The 10,136-nt window shown below is 32.8% G+C and carries 17 protein-coding genes; 2 read left to right on the top strand and 15 right to left on the bottom strand.

The genetic code is table 11. From position 1 onward, the window contains the following. Positions 1 to 11 precede the first annotated feature (11 nt). The 14 genes from ACVPON_RS09775 to ACVPON_RS09840 form a co-directional block, all read right to left on the bottom strand. On the bottom strand, positions 12 to 461 hold the full coding sequence (locus tag ACVPON_RS09775) for a hypothetical protein (protein WP_462878438.1): 450 nt from the start codon (positions 459 to 461) through the stop codon (positions 12 to 14). 20 nt (positions 462 to 481) lie between these two features. After that, positions 482 to 775 carry a cytoplasmic protein gene (locus tag ACVPON_RS09780; RefSeq protein ID WP_462878439.1) on the bottom strand — a complete coding sequence of 98 codons (294 nt, stop codon included), beginning with the start codon at positions 773 to 775 and terminating at the stop codon, positions 482 to 484. Positions 776 to 842: 67 nt separating this feature from the next. Then, positions 843 to 3,056 carry a putative cross-wall-targeting lipoprotein signal domain-containing protein gene (locus tag ACVPON_RS09785; protein ID WP_462878440.1) on the bottom strand — a complete coding sequence of 738 codons (2,214 nt, stop codon included), beginning with the start codon at positions 3,054 to 3,056 and terminating at the stop codon, positions 843 to 845. A 121-nt stretch (positions 3,057 to 3,177) separates the two neighbouring features. Then, complete coding sequence (locus tag ACVPON_RS09790) at positions 3,178 to 3,477, bottom strand: hypothetical protein (RefSeq protein WP_462878441.1); 300 nt, start codon at positions 3,475 to 3,477, stop codon at positions 3,178 to 3,180. A 261-nt stretch (positions 3,478 to 3,738) separates the two neighbouring features. Next, on the bottom strand, positions 3,739 to 4,155 hold the full coding sequence (locus tag ACVPON_RS09795) for a helix-turn-helix domain-containing protein (protein ID WP_462878442.1): 417 nt from the start codon (positions 4,153 to 4,155) through the stop codon (positions 3,739 to 3,741). A gap of 11 nt (positions 4,156 to 4,166) precedes the next feature. Beyond that, entirely contained in the window at positions 4,167 to 4,541 is a 375-nt protein-coding gene (locus ACVPON_RS09800; protein ID WP_462878443.1) for a beta-sandwich lipoprotein, read from the bottom strand. Between the two features lie 9 nt (positions 4,542 to 4,550). Next, positions 4,551 to 4,907: a hypothetical protein gene (locus ACVPON_RS09805; protein ID WP_462878444.1), complete on the bottom strand. Its 357-nt coding sequence runs from the start codon at positions 4,905 to 4,907 to the stop codon at positions 4,551 to 4,553. 13 nt (positions 4,908 to 4,920) lie between these two features. Continuing rightward, positions 4,921 to 5,256 (bottom strand): hypothetical protein, encoded by a 336-nt coding sequence (locus ACVPON_RS09810; RefSeq protein WP_462878445.1) that lies wholly within the window; start codon positions 5,254 to 5,256, stop codon positions 4,921 to 4,923. A gap of 89 nt (positions 5,257 to 5,345) precedes the next feature. Further along, positions 5,346 to 5,678 (bottom strand): hypothetical protein, encoded by a 333-nt coding sequence (locus tag ACVPON_RS09815; RefSeq protein ID WP_462878446.1) that lies wholly within the window; start codon positions 5,676 to 5,678, stop codon positions 5,346 to 5,348. After that, on the bottom strand, positions 5,671 to 5,967 hold the full coding sequence (locus ACVPON_RS09820; RefSeq protein WP_462878447.1) for a type II toxin-antitoxin system RelB/DinJ family antitoxin: 297 nt from the start codon (positions 5,965 to 5,967) through the stop codon (positions 5,671 to 5,673). Before ACVPON_RS09820 ends, ACVPON_RS09815 begins: the two co-directional genes overlap by 8 nt. Positions 5,968 to 6,104: 137 nt before the next feature. Further along, entirely contained in the window at positions 6,105 to 6,239 is a 135-nt protein-coding gene (locus ACVPON_RS09825) for a hypothetical protein (RefSeq protein ID WP_462878448.1), read from the bottom strand. 116 nt (positions 6,240 to 6,355) lie between these two features. Next, positions 6,356 to 6,580, bottom strand: coding sequence for a hypothetical protein (locus tag ACVPON_RS09830; RefSeq protein ID WP_462878449.1), 225 nt, complete (start codon positions 6,578 to 6,580; stop codon positions 6,356 to 6,358). An 899-nt stretch (positions 6,581 to 7,479) separates the two neighbouring features. Then, a complete protein-coding gene (locus tag ACVPON_RS09835) occupies positions 7,480 to 7,725 on the bottom strand; it encodes a DUF4160 domain-containing protein (protein ID WP_462878450.1) in 246 nt (81 codons plus the stop codon). Then, complete coding sequence (locus ACVPON_RS09840; protein ID WP_462878456.1) at positions 7,718 to 7,969, bottom strand: hypothetical protein; 252 nt, start codon at positions 7,967 to 7,969, stop codon at positions 7,718 to 7,720. The genes ACVPON_RS09835 and ACVPON_RS09840 overlap by 8 nt, the downstream gene beginning before the upstream one ends. A gap of 780 nt (positions 7,970 to 8,749) precedes the next feature. Between ACVPON_RS09840 and ACVPON_RS09845 the strand changes: the two genes are divergently transcribed. Next, a complete protein-coding gene (locus ACVPON_RS09845) occupies positions 8,750 to 9,178 on the top strand; it encodes a hypothetical protein (RefSeq protein ID WP_462878451.1) in 429 nt (142 codons plus the stop codon). A gap of 28 nt (positions 9,179 to 9,206) precedes the next feature. Here the strand turns inward: ACVPON_RS09845 and ACVPON_RS09850 are convergent, their stop codons facing one another. Continuing rightward, positions 9,207 to 9,464 carry a hypothetical protein gene (locus tag ACVPON_RS09850; protein WP_462878452.1) on the bottom strand — a complete coding sequence of 86 codons (258 nt, stop codon included), beginning with the start codon at positions 9,462 to 9,464 and terminating at the stop codon, positions 9,207 to 9,209. A gap of 139 nt (positions 9,465 to 9,603) precedes the next feature. Between ACVPON_RS09850 and ACVPON_RS09855 the strand changes: the two genes are divergently transcribed. Further along, positions 9,604 to 9,975: a helix-turn-helix domain-containing protein gene (locus ACVPON_RS09855; RefSeq protein ID WP_462878453.1), complete on the top strand. Its 372-nt coding sequence runs from the start codon at positions 9,604 to 9,606 to the stop codon at positions 9,973 to 9,975. The last annotated feature ends 161 nt before the right edge of the window (positions 9,976 to 10,136 follow it).

Genomic DNA, 10,136 nt, shown 5'->3' on the forward strand with positions numbered 1-10,136 from the left:
TTACACCTCCACTATTTATTTTCCTGTTTTTGTTCCTGTTTCTGCTGTGATTGAGATTGACCAGTTAACTTTACACCACTTGAAAATAACTTCAACTGCGAATTGTTCCGTGCCATACGAGAAACTGTTAAGACTGGTTCAACCAATTCAATAAAATCAGCTACTTTCAATCCGAGCGATTCAATATCAGCACGTGACATATCTGTAATTGTCACAGAATCTGCTTCTCCACCTTCATACACAAAATTGAGAACATGCCCTAAAATTTCGCCAGTCGGTTTCTGCACAACACGACCATTTTCTTCAACATCTTCTGTACCAATGACAGGGTCTCCAAGACTAACAAATCGAATTTTCCCAATAGACCTTTGAACATCGACCACATCATTCAAAATTTCATATTTTCCACCTGCGATAACCAAGCGCTCCCCAAGATTAACCCCAATTCCTTTTACTGACATATCTTCTTCACCTTTCCTTACTATTTCACTACAACAATACTTTCTGCTTGAATATTCAAAGCAGGTGTCATATTGTAGCCATTCACCGCATCAATAACTGGCTTAGCACCAACCAATTCAACTTTTGCGAATTGAGGGATTTTATCCACCATTCCTTTCGTAATCACATGAAAAATAGATTGATTTTCAGCGACTACTTCATGACGAGTAAATACCCCTTTTTCACCATTGAACACATCTAGCTGTTCTTTAGCAGAAATGTATTGAATATTCTTAAACGCTCCATTTTTTAATACTAATTGTTCAAATTTCATTTTGAAACTCCTTTTTTCTTTTAAACTAAAAATAGCCAGTTTTTATGACATAGCTAGGTCATTCTAACTAGGCTTTTTCTTTGCCTTTTTTGAATGATACAAAGCCCAAAAGAGTAAGCAAAACAAACCCTACCGCTCCTAAAGCAGAAGATTGAACTCCTGTTTGCGGGAGAATTGGTGTAACTGGAGTTGGTTTAGGTGCTTCTGGTGCTTTTGGCTCTTCTGATTGTTTAGGTTCTTCTACAGTATGAGTAATAACCTCATTTGACACCACAGAAAGCTCTGTTACATTGCCCTCCGTATCCTCAAAAGCTAAGTAATTATTAAAAGTATTAGTGACGTCTCCTATCTTAATACGTTCAAACAAAATATCAACAGCTACTTGAACATCACTGTCTTTTGCAATTCTGACCAAGAAATCTGAATTGAGAGAGACGTAGAAACGACCTGTCACTTTGTCATAAGTTTGTTTGGCAAATTCTTTCAAATCAGCCATAGTTTCAAGCACTGTGCCGTCCGTAAGTTTGATAGGAGTAAAAGCATAGACACGATAATCAAGATAGTTGTCATGTTCAATATCAAGTTTATCTTCAACATCATATTTGATAAGTTTGTCCTTACCATTCGAAAGGACTTTTGCCCCTAAAAGAGTGTATACTGCTCTGTCTCCAATTTTTAGATTGCCACCATCGATAGAAACGCCGTCAAGCCCCACTACATCTTTTGAGATAGTCAATGGTTGAATATAGGTATTCAAATGGTAGCTAGTCACTAGATTCTCTTTCAAGATAAGTTTTGGAGGAGTAGATACTGTCTTTAGAAGCAAGTGCGGGTCATCTAGATAATCAAACTTTCCAACATTGACAAAAGAACTGATACCAAATAAGTCGAACTGAACACGTTGCCGTACCAAACCATCTACCAGAGCTGTTCTATCAGTCGTATGAACATATTCTAATTTATTTGAAGCACCAACAACGATGTAAGTTCCTAAAGGAGCATGGGAATAGTTCGCTACTGACATATCTTCTCTCGAAACAAGACCATTTTCTGATTCAGTTAGTCCTGACCCTGGTGGATTGATGTAGTTCAAATCATTTCCTGCCAATTTAACTTGTGAGGCTTGACCATAATCAACATCACCAATAATAGAAGCAATCAACAATTTTAATGGTGCATTGTCGTCGCCAAAATAATCAAATGTAACACCTAGACGGTCAAAATTCAAATAATGGAAAGATAAAGCACCACCACGATTCACCATTCCCAACTCTAAATAGGAATCTGTCACATTCTCCATCGGTTTCGTGTGGGTAAAGGTCACCTTTGCATGAATAGCTTTCCCGTCAACTGTCTCTCCCATGTTACGCAAGATAAAAGAACTACCCTTTTTTACATTTGTAAACTTATAAAAAATGGAGTGGTCTTCATCTGAATAGGTCATATTTTCAACAGATAGCCCCTGGGGCGCTTCTAATTTCGTGTTTTTTCCCCAACCAAGGAATTTAACACCTGAAGAGGTCTTATCAAAACTGGTTACTTTGATATTCTTATAAAAAGCAAGCCCCTGCTTAGTAGAATCAAATTCTCCTGTTACATAAATCTGATTCTTCTTATCTTGATAGATAGCAGATTGCTTGATTTCATCTTCACGTTTCTTTGTTTCTGCATTCTTTCTATCTACCTCTGCTTTTTCAGCTAAATAAGTAGCAACTGCCTGTTTGTTCTCAGCACTTGTTGCTTCTGCTTCTGCTTTTCCTGCTTGATAAGCAGAAACACTTGTACCGTCACCAAAATCAACCTGCTTTTCTTCCAGCTTAGCATTTGGATAAGATGTAACTAGCTCTTTTGCTTCCTTATTCACTGTTGAGACTGTTTTATCTGCTTCATCATACGCTGTCTGTAAAGCCTTATTCTCAGCGTTGATAGCTTCTTGCTTCGCTGTCACAGCTTCGATATCTTTCGCTTGTGTAGCATAGTCTGCTTGCGCTTCTTCTACAGTTTTAACTGATTGAGTTGTTTCTTCTGTAACAATCACTCCTGCACTTTTAGCTGTTTCAACAGCAGATGTCAATTCTTTGCTTGCAGGTTCAAGAACTGTCTGAGTAGCTACTTGTTCTGTATTAGCAGTAGTTGATTCTGTAATAACTTCATCTGCAGAGACTTGACTAGCATTGAAGAAAAGTGACAGCCCCAAAGCAATGCCACATACTAATCCGTACGCTTTTTTCTTACGGAAAAATCCGTGTCCATTCATAATTGTTTGTTTATTTTTAAACATATTTATATATTATTCCCTTTCATTTTGACAATAAAAAATAGCTGTGTAACAGCTACATGACGACATATTTTTTTATAAGAGGGGGAACGCGCCCTATTTCTCATTTTCTTTACTCCTTTTACTAATCAATCATAAGACCCCGCTTATGCCACCTATCTTTTAATCTTTCTTTTAATTCTGTATGAAAACCATACAAATAAAAAGAAAAGCAACAACGGTCACCAAATTCAAAAAATTCTTCCAACCTTTTTTTAAAAGTAGTAATAAACTTCTCTAAAACTTCTTCATTTTGAGCATAGGGATAAGCAGGATAAAATACTTCTTGAGCTTCATCTGTAGGAATAACCTTAATTCCATAACAAAAACCAATTTCAAGCCCTGCATAATCATACTGTACCCGTTTAATAACTTCTATTTCCACACTATTGTTTCATTCCTCCTTTCATAACTTCTTACACCTACAAACTTTATACTATTTATACATGTAAAAAGGCGACTAGCAACCTGTCGCCCAATTTTCCAAAATATGAAAATACTCAAACTAGAATAGTCATTATCTATTCTCTTAATCATCTGATAAAATCATCACTAAAATCAATATATTAAAAACGACTAAAAAAAATCCTGCCATAAAAATTCTCCTATTACACCAAAAAAACAACAAGTCTATCGTTGCTTTTATCTATAACATATCTCCGATTCTATTCAACAAAGACCTGACTTCCTCTTTCAGAATATATTTTGTCTTATCTCCTGGATACCGACAGATACGCTCTTCAAAAGATTGTTTTGACCAAATTTCCGCAACCAAACCATGAGCTAATTTTTGATTTAGTCCCATATCCACCAAATCCTTATAGGAAACAACTTTGCTTCTGTCAAATACTGGCATTTCTATATCATCACGACCTAGCAAATAATCTACCGTAACATTATAGAAAATAGCCAATTTTATCAACGTGTCATAATCAGGACTACGAGTTCCTGCTTCATAACGACTATATGATGACTGAGAAATACTCAAGTAAGCAGATAGCTCCTCTTTTTTCTTCCCATTGTCAATTCTCAACTCTATCAAACGACTTGCCAATTTATTCATAATTTAACTCCTCACTCTGCTTGTTTCACATCAACAGGAATAATCATATCAGGATTGAAAATTAACTGATATTTCGTATCACTGACATCTGCTCCTGTAATATCTTCAACAATATAAGTGACATTGTCAGATAAGCCTATAAAATGTTTCTTATAGTTACCATCTTCAGCCTCAGCGACAATCTCTAACTGCTGGTCAGAACTATCTGCATGAATTGACATTCTGACTGTCATTTGATACAGAATCTCTCCTTGAATCGCATTGATAACAGTCACTTTACGAACGATATTCATGTCATCTGCTTCTCGAGAAACATTGTAAGAGATTCTATCTGCCTTACTACATGCACTCAATAACATAGCGCTGACAAAAATTATCCACTTCATTTTTTTTCATCACTCCACCTCCTGTACTTCTTTAGCCCAGTAAACAGCAGCTCCTGTTAATTCCTCTGAATAATACTCAGAGGAATTAAGTAAGGCATTGTGAATAACAAAGTTATTTCTAATTATATTCTGCCATTTCTTAATATCTTCCGCTTTGTAATCAGCGAGACCATAATACTTTTTCAAGAGGAAAATAACTGCAGATATATGACCTCCCATATTAATAAAACAAATAGTATTATTGATTTTATCTTTTACATAATACACAGACCTTGTGCATGTCGTTGACAGCATAATTTCAGCGAATGATGCTTCCTCCTTGTGAAAGTTAAAGTCATCATGACATGTGTATACTTTTAACTCCATCAATCCACCTCTTTCATTTGCTTACTTTGCTTATAAGTTTCTTTCTTTGTTTTAAAAATGATTCAATAAGCACACAACAATAAATTAGGGTCGTTGCAGTAAAACTAATCAGCATTAAAGACAATAAAGTTCGACCTCCACCTACCCATCTAATCATAAATAAAGCATAACCCAAAAAAGTAAATATGGTCACTTTAGTAAAAATTCTTAATAATAAATATTTTTTCCAAAAATCAATATCTGCTACACCAATATTTTTAGCTACTTCACGACTTTCCAAAGAGAACTCGCCTACAAGCCCTTCATCATGATATAGACGAACAATTGTATTTTTAGGATTAGCTTTCATATACTTTTTCTCCTTTTGTTTTCTAAATACTTAAAAAGAGCAACAAGTGTTCTTGTTACCCTCTATCCAATAAAATAATACTATTTTGTTTATCGTTGTCTTAAAAATTCTTGCAACCTATAAATATCACGAGTTGTCAATTTACCTATAATATGAATTTTTGATATATCATTATCAATATCATAAATTTTTACGGTATCAATCCAAGAAGGTTTCTTTAAACCTGCTCGATACCAGTCAATTATCTCAAAGTATTTCTCTTTAATCCAATCACTCTTATTGTCATATTGACTAGTTATTCTATACGTTTCTATCGTCTCGTCATTAAATTTGATAAGGACTGCTGGTCGAATTTTAGAACCTTTACCATCTGAATAAGCTATCCGAGCTATTGTAATAGAATAAACTTCTACATCATGCATTTAATAACTCCTCATATTCTGAAAAATCCTCATCTCCGAAAAATTCTTCTACATCTTCAGGATTATTAAAATCAATTCTTCTATACTCTGATTTTTCTTCCACTAATTTTTGAAATTCTTCATCGGATATTATCGGACGTTGAACAATATCAAATGGAATACTGCGGGTCATGACAGCTTGTGTTAAAAACATCTTAACAGCTGTAGTCATGTCTAAACCTAAAGAATCAAATAATTCTACAGCTTCTTCTTTTAATTTATCATCTACTCGAATTCCTAATTGTGCCATATCGTTCACCTCTTTATCTTATTGTATAACTATTGTATCACTTATAGTTATCTATTACAATTATTTACTCATAGAGGGGAAGAACTAAAATCTATCCTCATATCCGAATACAGGTGCTAAACTAGCGCTTGTATTTTTTATAGCCAAGCAAGAAACTCCTTCAATAATTCCAAAATAGCTCTAGCTTCTGAGTTTCCGTCCGCAGCTGCTAAAGCTAAATCCAATATTTTGTTTTCAAGCTCCTCACGTTTTTGCTTTTTTTCTTTTTCCATATTCTTTCACCTCATAAATTGTTTATTTTACTTAAAAAAAGCAACAAGTTCTCTTGTTACTCTTTTTAAATAAAGTCACATCTACAGGACGAAACCTAAATAGGTTGTTCTACTATTCATAGCAATCCTTTACAAATTGATATACCTGAAATAACGACAACAATTCCAAACCGAATGACATCAAACAACCATTCTTCTTTAGCTGAAGTTCTTTCCCAACCCATAAAATCAAAAAATTTGCTAACATAATCCGAGGAATCTTTTTGAGAATATACCTCTAAAAACTTATATAGACTAACTACATAAATATACGTCAATGTTAAAAGCTCAAAACTTGTCAACTCTACTCTCCTTTTTATATAATAAATATCAAATAATATTCGAGGTTATGAATATGCTTTCAATCCTTACTAAATTTAATGAACAATTGGATTCCTCCCTTACAAACCTATACTACTTTATGATTTTACTTTTTTATACTTATCTGATTATTCCAGCAGAATTGATGGCAGTTTTAAACAAATTATCCATTTATACTCCTAATCTTCCTTACACATTCTCTGACTATATTCAGTTCTATCAAATAATCTGTACACTTGCCATTGTAACTTTTGTCATATCCAAATGGATAGTACATACTTCTTCAGAAACAATTCCAATCATTATTTATACAATAAGTGGTGCGTATACTTTTATACTTTTGATAGTAGTTAACGGCAGCAAATTACATCAAGATAATGCGCTAGCGAACTTCTTTCATAATAGTAGTATTCTCGTACAAAATAAAAATCCAATCATTTTTGGGGCTACTCTTATTGTCATCAGCGTTAATATTCTTATTATTCTATTAACATTTTTACTGTTTACTGATTTAATTACAGAAATAATAAAAAGAATATCTACAAAAATATTCCACTAATCAAATTACGAATCGCCACCACTACTCCATAAATACAACCTAAACATAATAGACTATAACAAGTAAATTCAAGCCACCACGTATATTCCTTATTCTTAGCTTCTTCTTTTATAAGCGGTGGATAAGGAATAAAATTTCTACGAGGCTTCCCGTTCACTGCATTTTCATGTTCCTGATATATTATATAAAGAGCTTCCAAAATATAATAAGTGAATACTAACATCACAATTAACTCAACCAATAACCAATCACCGTCCTTATTTATCTATCATTATTTGAATACTTAAAAAGAGCAACAAGTTCTCTTGTTACCCTTTTTAATCAGTATATACTTCCTTGAAACTCGTCCCACATTGCTTGATAACGCTCTGCATTTTCTTTTACATATTGAGAGACTTTCTTATAGTCTTTTGTTTTCAAATAGCCGTCTCTTAACTCTCCATTTAAAAACATAGACCCAACTTCTTCGCCATGAATATAGATATGAACATGGGCTCGTTGCTTCTTATGATTATGTTCATTCGTGCGAATTTCAATGATATATTTCTCAAAACTATTTCTAGGCATTTAAAATCCCCACATAATCTCTCCAAGTTTCAAGCCAGTTTTCTTGATTCCTTTGTATTTCTTTTTGAGCAAAACGAATGTCATAGTCTGCTAAATCAATATTTTCAACTACTTCAAGAGTTTTCAAAGAAAACTTGCCTATCAACTCTTCTTCATCATATAGACGAACTATTGGATTTTTAGGATTAGCTTTCATATCCTCTTTAGACAGCTCTAAAACACTTTCACCAAATGCTTCTTTCATCATCTTCCTCCCTTTTTATCTTATTAGTTTATGTTTCTATCTAAAGTATAGCACATCTCACAATATTTTTATACTTAAAATGAGCAACAAGTTCTCTTTCAACGTCATTAAGTTTCCTTGTTACCCTTTTTAAATAAATCATGTTTTAAAGGACGAAACCCAGATAATAAAACATGATTTTCCTGTTGTTTTTTAAAGGCAAAAAGACCTACGAAAACGTAAGTCTTTGCAATAGTATGATATAAATATCAAATAATTCTCTATATATCAAAAAGATTTTATCGTTCTTTTGCACAACGAAAAAACCTTTTAAATTCGTCCAATTATCCGTCACTCATGCTCATATCATCGCACCACTAAATAATTGGATATACACGTTACCCCCGCTTTCTACTTTACTCTCCGTAAAACTATGCACAGATAGAATTACTCGGAAGCTCGTATGACTTACTAGAAATAGCGTTCATTCAGTTCTCACACCTCATCTACTTACTACTCTAAGCATACACTACCTACAGGGGACGTTTGACAGGTTTCATGCCCTGAAATGGAAAAGACTTGTTTTTTATCCAATAATCCGTTATAATAAAGTTGTTGATTTTTTATTATGTGAATTGTCGGAGAGTACTCTCTCCCTTTTCACCTTTTTTTATATATAGAAAATTATTGAGTTGAGTGGAATTTCTAAATAGAAATTCCACAAACCTAGCTTTAATAGCTAGAATCATATAACCAATGTCTAAATTGATTGTATGATTGCAACTATTAAAGGAGTTTTATATGGTAAAGTCAAAAACGAAACCAAAACATTTAGTAGGATATCGTTACAATGCTAATCAACTTCCAAAAATTTCACAACATCACTCAGAATATAAATATAGACCAAAAAAGAAATATACTCTACATTCTAAAAGAATCAAGCCATATGAAGAAGTTGGTTATATTGAAGCACGAAAGCATTTCATATTTAATTATTTAGATTTTATCTACAAATATAAAAAAATAAAACAAACAACCGATGACCTCAATAAAGCTACTGTTTTCTCAAATTTGCCTAGCCAAAATGTGCTAAAACAAGAAACATTCCCTAAAATGAAACATTTTATCATAGCAATCCCAATTAAACGATGGAAAAATACCGAAGATAAACGAACTTTATTGAATGTTCTTTATCCAAAAGAATACTATCCTGACTTATATGACAACTGAGATGACTATAACTAATTCGTTTTTAAGTTCATAATAATTTCAAAGCAAGTTTTAATACTCTTTCTTGAAACTCTGATAGAATTAAATCAAATTCGTCAACATTTTCCTCTAGCCCAATTTCTAAATTATTTATCTCTAAGTCGCCTAGACAAGCTTCATAATGATTTCCTACCCGAGAAATTATTTCTACTAACATAGAAGCAAATTGAAGTTTACCAATTTTATTTCTCTCTTCTTCACTAAAACCTTGAAGAACTGTAGGCAATTCTTGTATATCTTCCTTCATTTTTACCACCTATTTTATGTTACACTTTTATAGTTAATCGTTATCTCATTTGAGATACTTCTATTATAATCTCAAATGAGATAAAAGTCAACACTTTTTTTTACAAAATTTTAAAATATTTTTTTGAAAGGCTTATTTTATGCTTCCACAACGCCTAAAAGAACTACGAAATAAAGCAGGTTTAACTCAAAAAGAAATTGCTGAACAAATTCACGTAGGACAAAATTCTTATTCTAATTGGGAAAATGGAAATAGAAAACCAACTGCTGAAATAACTTCAAAACTAGCAGAATTTTTTAATGTATCTGCCGACTATTTGCTAGGCAAAACAGATATAAAAAAATCAGATGAAATTGACCTATCTGATTTTGAATTGCTCTATCGTAAGACTTCTAATAACCTATCTGATAAGGAAAAAATACAATTAGAAGCTGACTTAAAAGACTTTTTACTAGAGAGAGAAAGACTGTTTAAAGAACGCGATGAGAAACGAAAAAACAACAATCTATAACAGAATTCGAAAAATTGCCAACAATTTAATTTACAAAGATATGAAATTGAATGATATTAAAGTAAATAGCTACAGTTATCATTCTTTTTTTATAGTCAATCAGTTTTAAAGCAGTAATGCAGTAATTATGGTATACTAAAGTTATGGCATATGATTTAGAT

This window comes from Streptococcus sp. 1F3 (assembly GCF_054968985.1).

What these genes read in the sequence shown, in the direction of transcription:
- ACVPON_RS09775 (WP_462878438.1), bottom strand. Translation starts at nt 461, where the DNA reads ATGTCAGTAAAAGGAATTGGGGTTAATCTTGGGGAGCGCTTGGTTATC.
- ACVPON_RS09780 (WP_462878439.1), bottom strand. Translation starts at nt 775, where the DNA reads ATGAAATTTGAACAATTAGTATTAAAAAATGGAGCGTTTAAGAATATT.
- ACVPON_RS09785 (WP_462878440.1), bottom strand. Translation starts at nt 3,056, where the DNA reads ATGTTTAAAAATAAACAAACAATTATGAATGGACACGGATTTTTCCGT.
- ACVPON_RS09795 (WP_462878442.1), bottom strand. Translation starts at nt 4,155, where the DNA reads ATGAATAAATTGGCAAGTCGTTTGATAGAGTTGAGAATTGACAATGGG.
- ACVPON_RS09800 (WP_462878443.1), bottom strand. Translation starts at nt 4,541, where the DNA reads ATGAAGTGGATAATTTTTGTCAGCGCTATGTTATTGAGTGCATGTAGT.
- ACVPON_RS09805 (WP_462878444.1), bottom strand. Translation starts at nt 4,907, where the DNA reads ATGGAGTTAAAAGTATACACATGTCATGATGACTTTAACTTTCACAAG.
- ACVPON_RS09810 (WP_462878445.1), bottom strand. Translation starts at nt 5,256, where the DNA reads ATGAAAGCTAATCCTAAAAATACAATTGTTCGTCTATATCATGATGAA.
- ACVPON_RS09815 (WP_462878446.1), bottom strand. Translation starts at nt 5,678, where the DNA reads ATGCATGATGTAGAAGTTTATTCTATTACAATAGCTCGGATAGCTTAT.
- ACVPON_RS09820 (WP_462878447.1), bottom strand. Translation starts at nt 5,967, where the DNA reads ATGGCACAATTAGGAATTCGAGTAGATGATAAATTAAAAGAAGAAGCT.
- ACVPON_RS09825 (WP_462878448.1), bottom strand. Translation starts at nt 6,239, where the DNA reads ATGGAAAAAGAAAAAAAGCAAAAACGTGAGGAGCTTGAAAACAAAATA.
- ACVPON_RS09835 (WP_462878450.1), bottom strand. Translation starts at nt 7,725, where the DNA reads ATGCCTAGAAATAGTTTTGAGAAATATATCATTGAAATTCGCACGAAT.
- ACVPON_RS09840 (WP_462878456.1), bottom strand. Translation starts at nt 7,969, where the DNA reads ATGAAAGAAGCATTTGGTGAAAGTGTTTTAGAGCTGTCTAAAGAGGAT.
- ACVPON_RS09845 (WP_462878451.1), top strand. Translation starts at nt 8,750, where the DNA reads ATGGTAAAGTCAAAAACGAAACCAAAACATTTAGTAGGATATCGTTAC.
- ACVPON_RS09850 (WP_462878452.1), bottom strand. Translation starts at nt 9,464, where the DNA reads ATGAAGGAAGATATACAAGAATTGCCTACAGTTCTTCAAGGTTTTAGT.
- ACVPON_RS09855 (WP_462878453.1), top strand. Translation starts at nt 9,604, where the DNA reads ATGCTTCCACAACGCCTAAAAGAACTACGAAATAAAGCAGGTTTAACT.